Origin of the sequence: Streptococcus mitis, from assembly GCF_000722695.1 — a bacterium.
Lineage (GTDB): Bacteria > Bacillota > Bacilli > Lactobacillales > Streptococcaceae > Streptococcus > Streptococcus mitis_O.
Window position 1 is genome coordinate 290,730 of record NZ_JPFU01000013.1, and the last position, 18,462, is coordinate 309,191.

17 protein-coding genes are annotated in these 18,462 nt (G+C 40.4%); 4 read left to right on the forward strand and 13 right to left on the reverse strand.

The genetic code is table 11. From position 1 onward, the window contains the following. Positions 1-23: 23 nt before the first annotated feature. Positions 24-1,973: a DNA topoisomerase IV subunit B gene (gene parE / locus SK629_RS06700; protein WP_042901138.1), complete on the reverse strand. Its 1,950-nt coding sequence runs from the start codon at positions 1,971-1,973 to the stop codon at positions 24-26. Positions 1,974-2,118: 145 nt separating this feature from the next. Here parE and plsY point away from each other — a divergent pair, with 145 nt between their 5' ends. Beyond that, a complete protein-coding gene (gene plsY, locus SK629_RS06705) occupies positions 2,119-2,760 on the forward strand; it encodes a glycerol-3-phosphate 1-O-acyltransferase PlsY (RefSeq protein ID WP_042901139.1) in 642 nt (213 codons plus the stop codon). Positions 2,761-2,798: 38 nt separating this feature from the next. On the opposite strand, the gene SK629_RS06710 is transcribed toward plsY, so the two are convergent. The 9 genes from SK629_RS06710 to SK629_RS06750 form a co-directional block, all read right to left on the reverse strand. Then, a complete protein-coding gene (locus SK629_RS06710) occupies positions 2,799-3,755 on the reverse strand; it encodes an ABC transporter permease (RefSeq protein WP_042901140.1) in 957 nt (318 codons plus the stop codon). Positions 3,756-3,757: 2 nt separating this feature from the next. Further along, on the reverse strand, positions 3,758-4,816 hold the full coding sequence (locus SK629_RS06715; RefSeq protein WP_042901141.1) for an ABC transporter permease: 1,059 nt from the start codon (positions 4,814-4,816) through the stop codon (positions 3,758-3,760). Continuing rightward, on the reverse strand, positions 4,809-6,344 hold the full coding sequence (locus tag SK629_RS06720; RefSeq protein WP_033681960.1) for an ABC transporter ATP-binding protein: 1,536 nt from the start codon (positions 6,342-6,344) through the stop codon (positions 4,809-4,811). The genes SK629_RS06715 and SK629_RS06720 overlap by 8 nt, the downstream gene beginning before the upstream one ends. A gap of 143 nt (positions 6,345-6,487) precedes the next feature. Beyond that, on the reverse strand, positions 6,488-7,540 hold the full coding sequence (locus SK629_RS06725; RefSeq protein WP_042901142.1) for a BMP family lipoprotein: 1,053 nt from the start codon (positions 7,538-7,540) through the stop codon (positions 6,488-6,490). A gap of 89 nt (positions 7,541-7,629) precedes the next feature. Beyond that, positions 7,630-8,019 (reverse strand): cytidine deaminase, encoded by a 390-nt coding sequence (locus tag SK629_RS06730; protein WP_042901143.1) that lies wholly within the window; start codon positions 8,017-8,019, stop codon positions 7,630-7,632. Beyond that, complete coding sequence (gene deoC / locus SK629_RS06735) at positions 8,006-8,668, reverse strand: deoxyribose-phosphate aldolase (protein WP_042901145.1); 663 nt, start codon at positions 8,666-8,668, stop codon at positions 8,006-8,008. The genes SK629_RS06730 and deoC overlap by 14 nt, the downstream gene beginning before the upstream one ends. 19 nt (positions 8,669-8,687) lie before the next feature. Continuing rightward, on the reverse strand, positions 8,688-9,965 hold the full coding sequence (locus SK629_RS06740) for a pyrimidine-nucleoside phosphorylase (protein ID WP_042901147.1): 1,278 nt from the start codon (positions 9,963-9,965) through the stop codon (positions 8,688-8,690). Beyond that, positions 9,962-10,552: a class I SAM-dependent methyltransferase gene (locus SK629_RS06745; protein ID WP_080710237.1), complete on the reverse strand. Its 591-nt coding sequence runs from the start codon at positions 10,550-10,552 to the stop codon at positions 9,962-9,964. The genes SK629_RS06740 and SK629_RS06745 overlap by 4 nt, the downstream gene beginning before the upstream one ends. Positions 10,553-10,757: 205 nt before the next feature. Continuing rightward, positions 10,758-11,162, reverse strand: coding sequence for a hypothetical protein (locus SK629_RS06750; protein WP_042901149.1), 405 nt, complete (start codon positions 11,160-11,162; stop codon positions 10,758-10,760). A 200-nt stretch (positions 11,163-11,362) separates the two neighbouring features. Here SK629_RS06750 and coaA point away from each other — a divergent pair, with 200 nt between their 5' ends. From coaA to SK629_RS06765, 3 genes are all read left to right on the forward strand, one after another. Continuing rightward, a complete protein-coding gene (coaA, locus tag SK629_RS06755; RefSeq protein WP_042901150.1) occupies positions 11,363-12,283 on the forward strand; it encodes a type I pantothenate kinase in 921 nt (306 codons plus the stop codon). 67 nt (positions 12,284-12,350) lie between these two features. Next, positions 12,351-12,587, forward strand: a complete 237-nt coding sequence (gene rpsT / locus SK629_RS06760; RefSeq protein WP_001274000.1) for a 30S ribosomal protein S20 — start codon at positions 12,351-12,353, stop codon at positions 12,585-12,587. A 52-nt stretch (positions 12,588-12,639) separates the two neighbouring features. Next, complete coding sequence (locus SK629_RS06765) at positions 12,640-13,152, forward strand: DNA topology modulation protein (RefSeq protein ID WP_042901151.1); 513 nt, start codon at positions 12,640-12,642, stop codon at positions 13,150-13,152. Between the two features lie 229 nt (positions 13,153-13,381). Here SK629_RS06765 and SK629_RS06770 read toward each other — a convergent pair whose 3' ends face one another. From SK629_RS06770 to SK629_RS12640, 3 genes are all read right to left on the reverse strand, one after another. Continuing rightward, positions 13,382-14,113 (reverse strand): NAD-dependent protein deacylase, encoded by a 732-nt coding sequence (locus SK629_RS06770; RefSeq protein WP_042901152.1) that lies wholly within the window; start codon positions 14,111-14,113, stop codon positions 13,382-13,384. 229 nt (positions 14,114-14,342) lie between these two features. After that, positions 14,343-15,053 carry a purine-nucleoside phosphorylase gene (gene deoD / locus SK629_RS06775; protein WP_042901153.1) on the reverse strand — a complete coding sequence of 237 codons (711 nt, stop codon included), beginning with the start codon at positions 15,051-15,053 and terminating at the stop codon, positions 14,343-14,345. A 521-nt stretch (positions 15,054-15,574) separates the two neighbouring features. Next, a complete protein-coding gene (locus tag SK629_RS12640; RefSeq protein WP_080710239.1) occupies positions 15,575-18,304 on the reverse strand; it encodes a thiol-activated cytolysin C-terminal domain-containing protein in 2,730 nt (909 codons plus the stop codon). Positions 18,305-18,462: the final 158 nt, after the last annotated feature.

The following is an 18,462-nucleotide window of genomic DNA, read 5'->3' on the forward strand; positions in this document are numbered from 1 at the left end:
AATATTGTCACTGCTAAATTCCTCTAAAACACCATCTCCCCACTCTCTTCCAGCGTAAACTTGATATTGTCTTCAATCCACTTACGGCGTGGTTCAACTTTGTCACCCATGAGGACATTGACGCGACGTTCGGCGCGAGCTAGGTCTTCAATTGTGACACGGATGAGGGTACGGGTTTCTGGATTCATAGTTGTTTCCCAGAGCTGGTCCGCATTCATCTCACCAAGACCTTTGTAGCGTTGGAGGGTAGCGCCTTTACCGAACTGCTTGCGGAGTTCTTCTAACTCACCATCCGTCCAAGCATAGGCCACTTCTTCTTTCTTGCCTTTTCCTTTGGACATCTTGTAAAGAGGAGGAAGAGCGATATAGACATGACCTGCCTCAACTAGGGGACGCATGTAGCGGTAGAAAAATGTCAAGAGTAAAGTCTGAATGTGGGCACCGTCGGTGTCCGCATCGGTCATGATAATGATCTTATCATAGTTGGTATCTTCAATAGAGAAGTCTGCTCCAACACCTGCACCGATGGTATAAATCATGGTATTGATTTCTTCATTTTTGAGGATATCCGCCATCTTGGCCTTGGCTGTATTGATAACCTTACCACGAAGAGGTAGAATAGCCTGGAACTTGCGGTCACGGCCTTGTTTGGCAGAACCACCGGCAGAGTCACCCTCGACTAGATAGAGTTCATTCTTAGTTGGATTCTTGGACTGAGCAGGTGTCAATTTCCCAGACAATAAGCCCTTGTCTTTTTTATTTTTCTTCCCATTTCGGCTTTCATCACGCGCCTTACGTGCCGCTTCGCGAGCATCACGGGCCTTGATAGCCTTGCGGATGAGGTTAGAAGCCAATTCACCATTTTCCATAAGGAAGAAGGTCAACTTATCAGCCACAATTCCATCCACAACAGGACGAGCCAGTGGGCTTCCCAATTTGTCCTTAGTCTGGCCTTCAAACTGGAGGTGTTCTTCAGGAACCAAGATAGAAAGAACGGCTGCTAGTCCCTCACGATAGTCTGAACCTTCAAGGTTTTTGTCCTTTTCCTTGAGAAGACCTGTCTTACGCGCGTAGTCATTCATGACCTTGGTAATGGCAGACTTAAGTCCAGTCTCGTGCGTCCCACCATCCTTGGTACGAACGTTATTGACAAAGGATAGAATGTTATCTGAAAATCCGTCATTATACTGAAGCGCAACTTCCACTTGGAAACCATTATCTTCCCCCTCAAAGTACAGAACTGGTGTCAAGGTTTCCTTGTCTTCGTTGAGGTAAGAAACAAAGTCCTGAACTCCGTTTTCATAATGAAACTCAATCGCTTCATCTGTTCGCTTGTCCGTCAAAGACAAGGTCACATTTTTCAAGAGAAATGCTGACTCATTAAGGCGCTCTGAAATGGTATTATACTTGAAGTCTGTCGTAGAAAAGATGGTTGCATCAGGCATAAACGTAACTTTAGTACCTGTTTTAGACTTGGGCGCTGTACCGATTTTCTTCAAAGTCGTGACAGGTTTTCCACCATTTTCAAAACGTTGCTTGTAGATTGCCCCATCACGGGTGATTTCAACTTCTAACCAGCTAGAAAGAGCGTTAACAACGGAAGAACCAACCCCGTGGAGACCACCAGATGTCTTGTAGCCACCCTGACCGAATTTCCCTCCGGCATGAAGAATTGTGAAGATAACCTCAACTGTTGGGATTCCCATAGCGTGCATTCCAGTCGGCATCCCACGACCATGGTCTTGCACAGTCAAACTCCCGTCTTTATTGATGGTGACATCAATACGGTCACCAAATCCAGACAAGGCCTCATCGACTGCATTGTCGACAATTTCCCAGACGAGGTGATGGAGACCTGCCCCATCAGTCGATCCGATATACATCCCTGGACGTTTACGGACGGCATCCAACCCTTCTAACACCTGAATGGCATCATCATTATAATTATTAATATTGATTTCCTTTTTTGACACAAGGAACCTCCTATTCGTTCATCTTTACTATTCTACAGGTTTTCCAAGGATTTTGCAAAATTTTTCTTTCTCCGATGTGACAATTTCAGCAGATTTCAGCAGAGATTCTCTGCCTTTCTTTCCCAATTCATGATATAATAGAAGTATGATTACAATAGTTTTATTAATCCTAGCCTATCTGCTGGGTTCGATTCCGTCTGGTCTCTGGATTGGACAAGTATTCTTTCAAATCAATCTGCGCGAGCATGGTTCTGGAAATACTGGAACAACCAACACCTTTCGCATTTTAGGCAAGAAAGCTGGTATGTCAACCTTTGTGATTGACTTTTTTAAAGGAACCCTAGCAACGCTTCTTCCGATTATCTTTCACCTTCAAGGTGTTTCGCCTCTTATCTTTGGACTTTTAGCTGTTATTGGACATACCTTTCCTATCTTTGCAGGATTTAAGGGTGGCAAGGCTGTCGCAACCAGTGCTGGTGTGATTTTTGGATTTGCGCCTGTCTTCTGTCTCTATCTAGCGGTTGTTTTCTTTGGAACCCTCTATCTTGGTAGTATGATTTCGCTGTCTAGTGTCACAGCATCTATCGCAGCCGTCATCGGAGTTCTACTCTTTCCACTTTTTGGTTTTATCCTGAGCAACTATGACCCTCTCTTTATCGCTATTATCCTAGCACTTGCTAGTTTGATTATCATTCGTCATAAGGATAATATCGCTCGTATCAAAAATAAAACTGAAAATTTGGTTCCTTGGGGATTAAACCTAACCCACCAACATCCTAAAAAATAAAACGCCAGTTTGAACAGAACTGACGTTTTTTTGTATGCTTATTTTGATTTGATATAGTTGATACCATCTGCTTTTGGTGCGACTGCTTTTCCAAAGAAGGCTGCCAAGACTAGAATTGTCAAAACATAAGGTGCGATTTGAAGGTAAACCGCTGGCACTCCTTGTAGGAACGGCAATTGAGAACCGATAACAGCCAAACTTTGTGAAAGTCCAAAGAAAAGACTAGAAAGCATGGCTCCGATTGGGTTCCATTTACCAAAGATCATCGCAGCAAGGGCGATAAATCCAGGTCCGACAATAGTTGTCACTGAGAAGTTAACTGAGATTGATTGAGCATAAATCGCTCCCCCAATTCCACCCAAGAAACCTGAAATGATAACCCCTAAATATCTCATCTTGTAGACATTGATTCCCAAAGTATCCGCTGCTTGAGGGTGTTCACCGACAGAGCGGAGACGAAGACCAAAGCGAGTTTTGAAGAGGATAAACCAAGCAAGGAATGAGAAGGCAATCGCGATATAACCTAGCAGACTTGTTGATTTGAAGAAGATATCACCAATCACTGGGATATTTGCCAAGACTGGGAAGTCAAAGCGTCCAAAAGTCTGACTTAAGTTATCTGTTTGCCCTTTGTTATAAAGCACTTTCACTAAGAAAACAGCCAAGGCTGGCGCCATCAAGTTCAAAACCGTACCGCTGACAACATGGTCTGCACGGAAATGAACCGTTGCTGCTGCGTGGATGATAGAAAAGATTCCCCCTACCACTCCTGCTACAAGCAAGGATAGCCATGGAGTTGCTGCTCCAAATTGTTCTGCAAATTCAAGGTTAAAGACAACTCCAGAAAAGGCTCCCATAACCATAATTCCTTCAAGACCGACGTTTACCACACCACCACGTTCAGAGAAAACGCCACCGATACTTGTAAAGATGAGGGGCGCTGAGTAAATCAGCATAGAAGACACCAAGAGGGTGAGCAAGGTTGTAATAGACATCTTTACTTACCTCCTTTAACTTGTTTTTTCGGTTTGACAAAGCGTTCGATAAGGTAATGAACACTGACAAAGAAGATAATAGACGCTGTTACAATGCTGACAAGCTCAGACGGTACCTGCGCCGCATTCATACCTGGGGCTCCAACTTGAAGGACACCAAATAGGAAGGCTGCAAAGAGGATACCAATTGGTGAGTTAGCAGCAAGCAGACTAACCGCCATCCCGTTAAATCCGACAGCTAAGGATGCCCCTTGAACATAGACGTTCTGGAAGGTTCCAAGTCCTTCAACAGCACCACCAAGACCTGCCAAGGCACCTGAAATAATCATTGAGAGGATAATCGTTCTTTTTGCAGAAATACCAGCGTATTCTGAAGCATTAGGATTAAGACCAACAGCACGGATTTCAAAACCAAGGGTTGTTTTCTTGAGCATGAACCAAATAACTGCAACAGCAATAATGGCAAAGAAAATACCAATATTCATCCGCGAGTTACCAGTCAACTCAGCTAACCAAGGTGTCTGGTAGGTTGCATTAGCCCCAACACGAATCGTCGAATCTGTACTTTGCATGAAGTCTTTAGGAAAGGCATGGATAAAGGCATTTCCTACATACAAGACAATGTAGTTCATCATGATGGTTACGATAACCTCTGATGTCCCTAGATAAGCTCTAAGGATACCTGGAATCGCTCCGACAATCCCACCAGCAATCAAGGCAATCACGATAGTTGCTAGAATCATCAAAGGACGTGGCATATCTGGATGCGACAAGGCAAACCAACCACTCAGAATCCAACCTGCCAAAGCCTGACCAGGAAGTCCGACGTTAAAGAAACCAGCACGACTGGCAACGGCAAAACCAAGACCAATCAAGACCAAAGGCCCCATTGCACGGAAGATTTCCCCAATCCCGCGTAGACTACCAAAGGCTGTATAGAACAATTCTTCATAGCCCCAAATAGCATCATAGCCGAAGATCCACATGACAATGGCCCCGAGTAAAATTCCTAGGAAGACAGAAATCAAGGGAACCGAAATTTGTTGTAATTTTTTAGACATCACTCTTCTCCTTTCCCAAGTTTCCACCAGCCATCAAGACACCAAGTTCTTGTTTATTGGTTGTTTCTGGTGATACAATACCTTGAATCTTACCATCGTGAATAACGGCAATACGGTCTGAAACATTTAAAATCTCATCTAGTTCAAAGCTGACAACAAGGACAGCCTTACCATTATCACGCTCTTCAATCAAGCGCTTGTGGATATATTCAATGGCACCGACATCCAAACCACGAGTTGGCTGGCTGACGATAAGGAGATCAGGATCACGATCAATTTCACGAGCAATAATTGCTTTTTGTTGATTTCCTCCTGAGAGTGCAGCTGCAGGCACAAATTCACTAGCAGCACGAACATCAAACTCTTCCATTAGCTTTTTAGCATAAGAAGTAATATTTGAATAGTTCAAAATTCCATTTTTACTATGTGGTTCTTTATAGTAGGTTTGAAGGGCAATATTTTCAGAAATCATCATTTCCAAAATCAAACCATCACGGTGACGGTCTTCTGGAACGTGCCCAACACTCAACTCTGTAATCTGACGTGGGTGCAAGCCTACAATTGAATCTCCTTTTAGCTCAATGCTACCAGATTCAACCTTGCGAAGACCTGTAATGGCTTGAATCAGTTCAGACTGACCATTTCCATCAATACCCGCAATACCAACAATCTCTCCAGCACGAACATCCAAGGATAGATTTTTCACAGCTGGGACACCGCGGTTTTCATTGACCACCAAATCTTTGATTGACAAGACTACTTCTTTGGGTTGAGAGGCTTGTTTCTCTGTTTTAAAGGAAACAGAACGTCCCACCATCATTTCTGCCAAATCAGCATTGGTAGCCCCTGCAATTTCGACGGTTTCAATGGATTTCCCGCGACGGATAACTGTAACACGATCAGAAACTGCACGAATCTCATCCAACTTGTGGGTAATCAAGATAATTGATTTTCCTTCTTTGACAAGATTTTTCATAATAGCCATCAACTCATCAATTTCTGATGGAGTCAAGACAGCCGTTGGTTCATCAAAGATAAGGATATCAGCCCCCCGATAAAGGGTTTTTAAAATTTCTACACGTTGTTGAGCTCCAACTGAGATGTCTGCTACCTTGGCAGAAGGGTCCACAGCTAAGCCGTAACGTTCAGAAAGAGCCTTGATTTCTTTGCTAGCTCCAGCGATATCTAGCACACCATTTTTAGTCAATTCACTACCTAAAATGATGTTTTCAGCTACTGTGAAGGCTTCTACCAACATAAAGTGCTGGTGAACCATTCCAATTCCCAAGCTAGCTGCTTTAGATGGTGAGTCGAGGTTGACAACTTGACCGTTGACCACAATTTCACCACTGGTTGGTTCAAGAAGTCCTGCTAACATGTTCATGAGCGTGGACTTTCCAGCCCCATTTTCTCCTAAAAGTGCATGAATTTCACCTTTTCGTAGGTGCAGGTTGATTTTGTCGTTGGCAACAAATTCACCAAACACCTTGGTAATATCACGCATCTCAATGACATTTTCGTGTGCCATGTGCTCTTCCTTTCAGAGTCTTATTTTATTTCAATAAAACTTGCTAGTTTGTCTAGTAGCAAGCTTTACTGAGACAAAATGACTTTGTCTCAACTCTTAAAAAAGCGGCCAAGGACCGCTTCCTAAGAAATGACTTCCATCCATTATTTTTCAGGAACTTTTACGCTTCCATCCAGGATTTTAGCTTTTGCAGCTTCGACAGCTTTTTTACCTTCTTCTGAAAGGTTTGTCACTGCCAAGTCAACCCCTTTATCTTTCAATGAGTAAACGATCACTTGACCGCCAGGGAATTCACCTTTTTCTGCCTTGTTCGCAATATCTTTTACAGTTGTACCAACTTGTTTCAAAGTAGATACAAGAACAAAGTTTGATTCTTTACCATCTTTAGAAGTGTATTTACCTTCTGCTACTTGGTCACGGTCAACACCGATAACCCAAACTTTTTCACTCTCAGGACGGCTTTCGTTGAGTGATTTTGCTTCTGCAAAGACACCAGCACCTGTTCCACCCGCTGCTTGGTAAACAACGTCTGCACCAGCTGCGTATTGTGCTGCTGCAATTGTTTTACCTTTAGCAGCATCACCAAATGAACCAGCATAGTCTACTTGAACTTTGATAGATGGGTCTACTGACTCAACACCAGCTTTAAATCCAGCTGCAAAACGTGAGATAACTTCAGACTCGATACCACCTACAAAACCAACTTGTTTTGTTTTAGTTGTTTTAGCTGCTGCCACACCTGCAAGGTAAGCAGCTTCGTTATCAGCAAATGTTACGCTAGCAACATTCTTTTGGTCTTTAATCACATCATCAATCAAGACATAGTTGATATCAGTGTGCTCTTTTGCTGCATCTTTAACTGCATTATTAAGGGCAAAACCAACACCGAAGATTAGGTTGTAACTTCCAGCCGCTTGTTGCAAATTGTTAGCGTAGTCAGCTTCACTTGTTGATTGGAAGTAAGTAAAACCTTTATCTTTTGAAAGATTATGTTCTTTACCCCAGTCTTGCAAACCTTCCCAAGCTGATTGGTTGAATGATTTGTCATCAACACCACCAGTATCAGTGACGATTGCTGCCTTTGTCTTCACATCAGAAGATGAATCTGCCTTACGAGAAGAGCGGTTACCACATGCAGCAAGTCCAACTGCTGCCACTGCAACTAGACCAAGGCCTAGCCATTGTTTCTTGTTCATTACTGAACCTCCTAAATAAGATGTGCAACGATGTTGCAAGTATGGATTGATTGGCCACAAGGACCGTGCCACTCAGAGAGCGACTCAGACTAGTTTAAGTCTGTAAAAGAGTATGGAAGTAACTCCCCGACCGTCATCTCGACCGTCGATTTATCTTTTGCGACTAAGGTCACTTTTAGATCTTGTTCAAAAAATTCGACCATTACTTGGCGACAAGCACCACATGGTGAAATTGGTTTTTCAGTCTGACCATAGACAATCAATTCTGAAAACTCTCTTTGACCTTCGGAAACTGCTTTAAAAATGGCTGTTCTCTCACCACAATTGGTCAAAGGGTAGCTAGCATTTTCGATATTGACACCTGTATAAATGTTCCCATCTTTTGCCACCAGAACAGCTCCGACTGGAAAATGAGAATAGGGTACATAGGCTTGCTTGCTGGTTTCAATTGCTAGTTCTATCAAGTCAGTAGTCGCCATCTGCCAATTCTCCTTTTAAAATGGCTACACCAGCTGACGTTCCGATACGAGTCGCTCCTGCTTCTACAAAGGCAAGAGCATCTGCATAAGAACGAGCTCCACCAGCTGCCTTGACTCCCATATCTGGTCCAACTGTTTCACGCATTAATGTAACATCTGCTACCGTAGCCCCACCAGTTGAAAAGCCAGTAGATGTTTTGACAAAGTCAGCTCCCGCTTTTTGGGCTAATTGACAAGCCACAACTTTTTCTTGGTCGGTCAGCAGACAAGCTTCAATGATGACTTTAACCAACTTGTCACCACTTGCTTCTACAACAGCACGGATGTCTGATTCAACCAAATCAAGATTTCCTGATTTGAGGGCACCAACATTGATCACCATATCAATCTCATCTGCACCATGTTGGATAGCTTCTTTTGTTTCAAAAGCTTTCACGGCTGAAGTTGTTGCTCCTAAAGGGAAACCTACCACTGTACAGACCTTGACATCTGTACCTTCAAGCCCTTTTTTAGCATGTTCAACCCAGGTAGGATTGATGCAGACGCTGGCAAAATCATACTCTCTAGCTTCAGACAACAAACAATCAATTTGTTTTTCTGTCGCATCCTGCTTTAAAAGCGTATGATCGATATATTTATTTAATTTCATATACGGATTCTCCTATAGTTTATGAGATAATTTCTATAATTTCTCGTAAACTTTGCACCCTGTCATTTATTTTAACATATTTTTGAAAATCTGTAACTAGCTGAGGAGAATTTTTTCCATTTGTGTATACTTTTGCAACAATTTCTCCCTTTTGAACGGAATCTCCAACCTTCTTTTCAAAAACAATTCCAGTTTCATAGTCCAAATCATCAGTCTTGACTGCACGACCAGCACCCAGTCTCATGGCATAGAGGCCAAATTCCATGGCTGGAAGAGCTGAAATGACACCTGTTTCCTGAGCAGGGATTTCCACCACATGAGCCACATTGACAGGACGATAGAGATCTTCCAAGTCCCCACCTTGGGCTTGGACCATCTCCTCAAACTTAGCCAGCGCTTGGCCATTTTCAAGATGTTGGCGAACTTCTTCAACTGTCTTATCCACATTTGCCAGACCAAGCATAATTTGAGCCAACTCACAAATAAAGTGGGTAATATCCTGACGGCCTTGTCCTTGTAAAATCTCCAATGCCTCAAGGATTTCCAGACGATTTCCAATCGCTTGTCCCAAGGGCTGGCTCATATCTGTAATCACTGCTACCGTTTTCCGACCAACAGCCTTGCCAAGATCTACCATGGTTTGAGCCAATTCACGCGCCTCATCAACCGTCTTCATGAAGGCACCCTCACCAACGGTCACGTCTAGCAAAATAGCATCAGCTCCTGCCGCGATTTTCTTGCTCATCACCGAACTCGCAATCAAAGGAATCGTGTCGACAGTTGCGGTCACATCACGGAGGGCGTAAAGAAGCTTATCAGCTTTAACCAGCTGGTCTGATTGCCCAATGACAGATACTCCAATGTCCTGCACTTGATTAATGAAATCCTCTTGACTACGTTCTACTTGATAGCCCTTGATAGACTCCAATTTATCAATTGTTCCCCCAGTATGACCAAGACCACGACCACTCATTTTGGCTACAGGTACACCAAAGCTAGCAACAAGAGGAGCCAAAATCAAGGTCACCTTATCACCAACTCCACCAGTAGAATGCTTGTCAACCTTAACCCCATCAATAGCTGACAAATCAAACTCTTGACCAGTCTTGACCATATTCATAGTCAAATCTGAGATTTCTCGTGTCGTCATTCCTTTGAAATAAACAGCCATAGCAAAGGCAGACATCTGATAATCAGGAACAGTCCCTGACACATAACCTTCAACTAACCATTCAATTTCACTTGAAGTCAATTCTTGACCGTCTCGTTTTTTTTGGATTAAATCAACTGCTCTCATTCTTTCACACTTCTAAGGATATAGTATCCCTTATCTTTTTTGACGACTTCACAATTGCCAAACACCTCTTCCATCTTGGACTTGGCACTTGGAGCCCCTTGTTTTTTCTGGATAACGATAGTCAAATCTCCACCAATTTCCAAGAAATCTTTGCTTTTCTCAATGATTTCATGAACCACTTGCTTGCCCGCACGAATAGGAGGATTGGAAATGACATGGTCAAATTTCCCTTCAACTTGCTCATAGATGTTGGACTGGAAAATCGTCGCTGCCACTTTATTTCGTTCAGCATTTTGTCTCGCCAAATCCAAGGCACGATTATTGATATCGACCATGGTCGCTTGAACTCCAAAAGCCTTAGCCAAGGACAAGCCTAAAGGCCCGTAACCGCAGCCTACATCAAGGACAGTTTCTCCTTGGTTGACCTCTAGACACTTGAGCAAGAGTTGACTGCCAAAGTCAACCATTTTCTTGCTAAAAACACCCGCATCCGTCAAAAAGGTCATTTTTTCTCCCAACAAGTCCACTCTCAACTCATGAATGTCGTGAGCAGCATCAGGATTTTCTGCATAATACATTTTACTCATGAAACTATTTTACCATAATTTGACTTAAATTGTAAATCGTTTACAAATTGATAATAAAACGAAAAAGACTGAAGAAACCTAGTCAAGAAGACCTTTTCTTCAATCTCTTTCAACACTTATAAATAATAAGCCATTTAGAACTAGAAATATCATAATCAGTATAAAACAACAAATTTATCATCTATAATTAGGCTCATTTTTATGACTATTGCTTAACCTTCAAATACTTTATTATCAACAAAATTCCCAACAGGATGTTTAGATAAAAGCCCAACTGATACGTTTTTGTCAGGAATTCCAAACTTGTCCAAAGTCGTATCAAATCTTCTAGTGACATGCGGAAGAAATAACCCTCTGTAGCAATCCATAGAACTAAGAAGAAATAACTACCAGCAGCAAGCCATTTCGTCCACCGTTTTTTTAGGAAGAAAGCAATCAAGAGCGAACAGATAAAGACAGCTGTTACAATGGCATGTTCCATCAAAAAAGTAAAACCGTAATAGGTTTCCACAAAACGTCTACCATTATCCGCATTCGCTCCTTTTAAAAAAGGTAGTGCAAAACTTAAAATAAAACAGAATTCCAATATGTAACGTTTCAAGATTTTCATAGTACACCTCCTATAAGTTGTGAACTAAAAAGCCCCCTTTATAAGCTTACAAATCAGTAGAAACTATCTCCTACTTCATCAATTAATTGGTCAACCTCTATCTACCTCTATTATACGATATTGTCTTATTATCATCAAGAAACCGCTTTATTTTTTTAGCTTTTTATGGTATGATAGACAAAATATCTAGGGGAAAACAAATGACCAACGAATTGTTACATTTTGAAAAAATCAGTCGCCAGACTTGGCAATCTTTACATCGAAAGACAACACCTCCTTTGACAGAAGAGGAATTAGAATCCATCAAGAGTTTTAATGACCAGATTAGTTTACAAGATGTTACCGATGTCTATCTTCCACTAGCACACCTCATTCAGATTTACAAACGCACTAAGGATGATTTGGCATTTTCAAAAGGAATTTTCCTCCAACGTGAAAGCAAATCTCAACCTTTTATCATTGGGGTTTCTGGGAGTGTTGCCGTTGGAAAATCCACTACAAGTCGCCTACTGCAAATCCTACTATCCCGTACGCTTACAGATGCTAGGGTTGAGTTGGTAACAACTGATGGATTTCTCTATCCCAACCAGACCTTGATTGAACAAGGGATTCTAAATCGTAAGGGATTTCCTGAAAGCTATGATATGGAAGCTCTTCTCAACTTCTTGGACCGTATCAAAAATGGACAAGATGTAGATATTCCTGTCTATTCTCATGAAGTCTACGACATCGTTCCTGAGGAAAAGCAATGCGTCAAAGCTGCTGACTTTGTGATTGTCGAGGGGATTAATGTCTTCCAAAATCCACAAAACGAGCGTCTCTACATCACTGACTTCTTTGACTTTTCTATCTATGTTGATGCTGCAGTCGATGACATCGAGAGTTGGTATCTCGACCGTTTCTTGAAAATGCTGAGCCTAGCCCAAAACGACCCTGATAGCTACTATTATCGTTTTACAAAAATGCCGATTGGGGAAGTGGAATCCTTTGCCCATCAGGTCTGGACCAGTATCAATCTCACAAATTTACAAAATTATATTGAACCGACCAGAAATCGTGCAGAAGTAATTCTTCATAAAACAAAGAACCATGAAATCGATGAAATTTACTTAAAAAAATAATTTTCCCTTGTCAAAACGTAAGTTTTCAGATATAATGGTATAGTTAGTAAATATGGAGGTAAGAACATTGGCAAACATTAAATCAGCTATCAAACGCGCTGAATTGAACGTTAAACAAAACGAAAAGAACTCAGCTCAAAAATCAGCTATGCGTACTGCTATCAAAGCTTTCGAAGCAAACCCATCTGAAGAACTTTTCCGTGCTGCTAGCTCAGCTATCGATAAAGCAGAAACTAAAGGTTTGATTCACAAAAACAAAGCAAGCCGCGACAAAGCTCGTCTTTCAGCTAAACTTGCTAAATAAGAAACAGTCCATAGAGGCTGTTTTTTTGTCCCAAAATAGGAAAAGTCAGAAAATGAAAATCGCAATTATCGGATATTCTGGTGCTGGTAAGTCAACGCTAGCTGAAAAGTTATCTCTCTACTACTCCATCCCAAAACTTCACATGGATACACTCCAATTTCAACCTGGTTGGCAAGATAGTGACCGCGAATGGATGTTGACCGAGATGAAAAACTTTCTCACAAAGAATGAAGCTTGGGTCATCGATGGGAATTATTCTTGGTGCTATTACGAGGAAAGAATGCAGGAAGCTGACCAAATCATCTTTCTCAACTTGTCTCCATTGACCTGTCTCTTTAGAGCCTTTAAACGGTATCTCACATACCGAGGCAAGGTCAGAGAAAGTATGGCTAAGGGATGCCCCGAGCAATTCAACTGGGAATTTATTCGTTGGATTCTCTGGGATGGTCGAACAAAAAATGCTAAGGATAGATACCAATACTTAAACAATACTTACCCAGAAAAGATGCGTATTCTCCATTCTCAAGCAGAGATTGATTGTTTTTTGCGATCTTTAAAAAAGTAAACAATATAGTAGCATTTCATTAAAATCAGCATGTACTGATTGACTAAAAAAGGAAGTTTTTCATCCATAAAGTCTTCCTTTTTCCTTTTATTCAACAATTAAAAATAACTCGAGCAATTTATAAATCAACAATAAAATTCCCCTAGAAATGAAAAGAATCTTGTTCATAGTTTCTGAGTTCGTGATACAAAAAAACTGAAGGAAGTATAGTCCTACTTCTTTCAGTTTTTTATTGTCTCAATTTAGAAAAAACTTCTCCAATCTTACCTTCGATAACTAAATCAGCTTGGCTGTCTTGAGGAGTGCTGGACTTGTTGATAACGACAAGATTTGACCCTGAAAAATAATTGATTAGGCTAGCTGCAGGGTAAACAACTAAGGAAGTTCCACCAATAATCAACAAATCTGCTTGCTGAATGGCTCGAGCTGCGCGACTAAATACATCCATATCTAGCGCTTCCTCATAAAGGGTCACGTCAGGTTTGACCACCTTGCCACAATCTAAGCAGTAAGGAACTGGACCTTCAAGTTCCAAAAAGGCAGTCAAATCATAAAAGCGATGACAGCCCAAACAATAATTACGATCTGCACTACCATGCAGTTTCAAAACTTTCTGAGATCCTGCCATTTCATGGAGACTATCGATATTTTGCGTCACAATCGCCTTTAATTTACCTGTTTTTTCCAACGACGCTAGATAATCATGTGCTAAATTCGGCTTGGCATCAGGATAGACCAGATACTTTTTGTAGAAATCAAAAAAATCCTCTGGATAGCGCTCAAACATAGTGCGTGAAACCAGTTGCTCGGCAGTAAAATGGCGACCTAGTTTCAGACTATATATACCATCTGAACTACGAAAATCTGGAATATTAGACTCTGTAGAAACCCCTGCACCACCGAAAAAGACAATGCTCTGACTTTGATCAATAATACCTTGTAATTGTTCAATCTTATCCATTTTGTACTCCTAGGAATTTTCAAGTTAAAAAGTTGAAAGTCTTGACTTCTTGTCAACTTGGCTTCCAACTTTATTTGATTATGATTTAGATATTAAACTGACTAGTCTCGGTCCTTTGACACCATTAGGATTTCTTCAATTTCCTTATTCTTGCCTATTTCAGGATTGATTCATTGTTGATAGTTATCATTTTGAGAACAAGAGAAATCATTCTGAATATAACTTACCTTTATTCTGCAATCAAGGTTTCCAAACCAACCTTCATCATATCAGTGAAGGTGTTTTGACGTTCTTCTGCAGTTGTATCTTCATCTGGATTGACCAAACTATCTGAAATAGTCATAATAGCTAAAGCATCAACATGGTGTTGAGCAGCAAGATAGTATAGTGCTGCTGCTTCCATTTCCACAGCCTTGACCCCCCATTTACCCAGCTCGATGTTCTTTTCAAAGTAGTTTGAATAAAAGACATCAGAAGACAAAACGTTCCCAACATGGGTTGTCATACCGAGTTCTTTAGCGATATGGTAGGCCTTATCAAGCAAATCAAAGCTAGCGATTTGTGGAAAATCGTACTGTGGCCAGTCATTACGGACGATGTTTGAGTTAGTTGCAGCTGCCTGCGCCAACACCAATTCACGGACGTGGACATCTTCACTCAAAGAACCCGCAGTTCCCACACGGATCAATTTTTTCACACCATAATCAACAATCAACTCACGCGCATAAATCGAGATAGATGGCATTCCCATCCCGGTTCCCATGACAGATACACGATGACCCTTGTAAGTACCTGTGTAACCAAACATGTTACGAACTTCGTTAAAGCAAACAGCATCTTCAAGAAAATTCTCAGCGATAAATTTCGCACGAAGAGGATCCCCAGGAAGAAGAATTTTATCAGCAATTTCACCCTGCTTAGCAGCAATATGGATAGACATAATTTATGATGCAAAGAGCGACAAGAAAACGACTGAAAATTAGGAATCTGACAAGAAATCCTGATTTCTCAGTCAGATTATCTATTTTCCAAGTTTTCCGCTCGTGTTCAAATCAAAACACACGCTCTACCTTTCTTTTTTGTATATTTAGGATAGCGACAGAGAACAAAGTAAAAATAGGAAACTGACGACGCATCGCAGATGCTAGACAGTTTATCTTTTTTACACAGTTCTCCGCCCGTATTCAGTTCAGCAAATACGGTTTACCCATCCTTTCTTTATTTTATGAAGATTAGAGAGCGACAAGAAAACGACTGAAAATTAGGAATCTGACGAGAAATCCTGATTTCTCAGTCAGATTATCTATTTTCCAAGTTTTCCGCTCGTGTTCAAATTAGAACACTTCACTCTACCTTTCTGTTTTATTTTTTTCTCTCATAGAAAGCTACCTGAATTCTGTTCAAAATCAGCTAGTACTTTCCTTATAAGCTAGACAACCTAACTGTCATTGTATCATCAGATTATAAGACATCGTCATCACTCACCTTAGAATTCAATGTTGTTCCCCAGTGAGTGATTTTTCGATGGGCTTGTGCAAGAATTGGTCTATTATCATAGATTGTTTGCCATCTATTCCAAAAAAGACCAGTTCTTTTCTCAATCTTAATTCGAAGATTGCGCATATTAGACTTAATTGGGAGATTGAGGATAGAGCCTGCGATCTGATTGCGCCCATTCCCTTCCCAAGAACGACTTCGGACAACTAATTGACCATTTTTATCTACTGTAACTTCTTCCCACGATATTGAATAACGTGCAATGTAAGCTCCACTATGTTGGATAGTTAGGGTCTTATCTTTTACAGGAGTGTAGTTTAACAGTTGTACAGGCTTAGAAGCTTGAGTAGTTACATTATTTTTAGCTACAAATCGAAAAACTTCTACTTCTGCAAGGCTGAGAGCTTGATTTTTTTGACGCAATTGAATGCGAACACGGCGACCTAATTTACCATTCAACTGGAGATCTAAACTGCTTCCTTCTAAACGAGAAACATATTGTCTAGCAACTTCTGTCCCTTTTTCATCATATAAAATCACATCAAAGTCTGAGAGACGTTTAGAAAGTTCTCCATCCCCACGATTATAAAGTCGGACAAGCCCAACCTGTTCCGTACGACCTAAATCAACTTCCCACCAAGGTTGATTTTCAAACTTAGTATGAGTGATAGATTGCTGGCTATAATTACTATTGGTATTACCATCTAGAGCACGACTAGCATCTCCTCCAAATTCGGTAGAGCTTTGACGTGCTTGTTTTTTCCAAGCAATATTTTCAGCACGAAAAACCTGAACTTCTGCAAGACTGAGAGCGTTATATCCATCTAACTCAATGCGTACAAAACGAGCTTTCTTATAATCAATTGAAATCTGAGCGGAACTATCTCGCAAGTATGCAATGCGCTTTCTTTCAATTTCTTTTCCAAAACTATCCAAAAGAATCACATTAAAATTAGTCAGTCTATCTTGAGCAGCATCTGTTCGATTGTAAATATTAATTTGGCGAATCGTTTCTTCCTTGTCTAAATCGACTTGCCACCAAGGTTTTGATTGAAAATCTGTATGAGTGACAGAGTTATGTCCGTAATTTCCATCTAATTTCCCATCAACTGCTCTTCTAGCATCTCCTCCAAAAGCTGTCGAACTTTGAGTTACTCGTTTCCCTAGAGCTATATTTTCAAGAGGTTCAACACTTGGTTGACTAGATGACAGAGGGACTTGTTGTTTCTTAAAGAAATAAACGTTGTCCAATTTTTGATCACGATATCCCTGTTTATCAAGCGTATCACGTTTTCCAATATTAAAATTCGGGATAGCATTCATTCTACTTTCAAAATAACCACGCGAACGGTGCTTGAAACTAGAGTTACCTGTAAAGGTTACAATATCATTATCATTACGAATCAAAGATGTCACAACATTATCATTATCAACCACATAATGTTTTATTTTTCCAGATAAAGCCAACTTACGACTTTCTAATCCTACATCCCAGAAACCATTTTTAGCATTCCAAATAGTTCGAGAAGTAATTACTTTAGGAGCGCTAAATGTCGTAACTTTTTTCAAAACATTATTATAAAAAGTAGGATATTTCTGATAAGCTTCAACTGCCGCTATTTGAGCTAAGTAGCCTCCCAGCGAATGACCTGTCATATAAAGATTGGTAATGCTGGAATCCTGCGCTAGTTCTTTTACAACATTACGGATATCATCCGCTTGTGCAGGTTTATTTCCTCCTAACAAAACAAAATCTGCACTTAAATCCTTGGCGTCATTAACTCGCGTTCCACGAATAGCCAACATTTGAACAGTATTGTCTTTTAAATAAGGAAGATCACTCTTAGTTTCAAACAAGAAAGCATCCAAGCCACTTGCTGTATGATAAGCCTTTTTCATCTTCCAAAATGGGGCTAACTCATTGTGCATCATTTTATATTCTTGACGATCAAGATAAAGACTTGGAAAAGGATTTTTATGATCTAGAATTTTGTCAATGTAATCATCATCACGATAAGCCAACTCCATAAAAAGGAGGGAATCACGATCTGTGACATACCATTGTTTCTTGTTATCATCTTCTCCATCTGCTAATCCATCTCCATCACTATCTGCTAGTAATGGATGGCTATGGTAACCTAAATAATCTTTCCCATCTTTATTGTAAATATACAATTCATCCTTATTTTTTATTCCATCATGATCATCATCGCCATCAGGATCTAAAAATTTTCCACCGTATAAAGAATTATCTACAAGATCCTTCTCTACATGGAGTTCTCCTTTAGAAATTTTGACAAAGTCTGCCTCTGTTACTGGACGAGAATTTTTCGGCTCATCCTTTAGAATTTCCTCTTTCTTCAATTCCTCATGAGGCACAGCAGATTCTTTCTTATATAATTCTTCTCCTGCTTTTTCTTTTCCATGTGTAACAACTTCTTTTGTTTCTAAAGTTGATTGAGTAGCTGTAGCTTTCTCCTCTGTAATAGATACTTCCTGTTTTTTATCAGTGTTTTCTTTTACGGGACTATCCTTTGCTACTACTGATACAGAGCCTTCATTTTTCAGACCATGATTTCCTTCATTGGCAGAAACACCTGTTGGTACTATAAAAGCAAAACCAACTGCTACAGATACAACTCCGATACTTAATTTTTTTATGCCAAAACGCATAATTTGTTGACCAATTTTCATTTATACATATATCTTTCTTTTATTTTTTTCACCCTCTTTACCAACAATATTCTCCAATCAGCTAATCTCCTTTAGCATCACGATTTCATTTTTATACTTTGTTAGCAAGGATTTGAAGAGGTTTATAAAAGTATAGGAACCTCATTCATTTTTCATAT

Bases quoted from the DNA above. Each gene is read 5' to 3' on its own strand.
- SK629_RS06745 (WP_080710237.1), bottom strand. From the start codon at position 10,552: ATGAGTAAAATGTATTATGCAGAAAATCCTGATGCTGCTCACGACATT.
- SK629_RS06750 (WP_042901149.1), bottom strand. From the start codon at position 11,162: ATGAAAATCTTGAAACGTTACATATTGGAATTCTGTTTTATTTTAAGT.
- SK629_RS06710 (WP_042901140.1), bottom strand. From the start codon at position 3,755: ATGTCTATTACAACCTTGCTCACCCTCTTGGTGTCTTCTATGCTGATT.
- SK629_RS06730 (WP_042901143.1), bottom strand. From the start codon at position 8,019: ATGGCGACTACTGACTTGATAGAACTAGCAATTGAAACCAGCAAGCAA.
- deoD (WP_042901153.1), bottom strand. From the start codon at position 15,053: ATGTCTATCCATATTGCTGCTAAGCAGGGTGAAATTGCTGATAAAATT.
- SK629_RS06715 (WP_042901141.1), bottom strand. From the start codon at position 4,816: ATGTCTAAAAAATTACAACAAATTTCGGTTCCCTTGATTTCTGTCTTC.
- deoC (WP_042901145.1), bottom strand. From the start codon at position 8,668: ATGAAATTAAATAAATATATCGATCATACGCTTTTAAAGCAGGATGCG.
- SK629_RS06770 (WP_042901152.1), bottom strand. From the start codon at position 14,113: ATGGATAAGATTGAACAATTACAAGGTATTATTGATCAAAGTCAGAGC.
- plsY (WP_042901139.1), top strand. From the start codon at position 2,119: ATGATTACAATAGTTTTATTAATCCTAGCCTATCTGCTGGGTTCGATT.
- SK629_RS12640 (WP_080710239.1), bottom strand. From the start codon at position 18,304: ATGAAAATTGGTCAACAAATTATGCGTTTTGGCATAAAAAAATTAAGT.
- SK629_RS06740 (WP_042901147.1), bottom strand. From the start codon at position 9,965: ATGAGAGCAGTTGATTTAATCCAAAAAAAACGAGACGGTCAAGAATTG.
- SK629_RS06725 (WP_042901142.1), bottom strand. From the start codon at position 7,540: ATGAACAAGAAACAATGGCTAGGCCTTGGTCTAGTTGCAGTGGCAGCA.
- coaA (WP_042901150.1), top strand. From the start codon at position 11,363: ATGACCAACGAATTGTTACATTTTGAAAAAATCAGTCGCCAGACTTGG.
- SK629_RS06720 (WP_033681960.1), bottom strand. From the start codon at position 6,344: ATGGCACACGAAAATGTCATTGAGATGCGTGATATTACCAAGGTGTTT.
- SK629_RS06765 (WP_042901151.1), top strand. From the start codon at position 12,640: ATGAAAATCGCAATTATCGGATATTCTGGTGCTGGTAAGTCAACGCTA.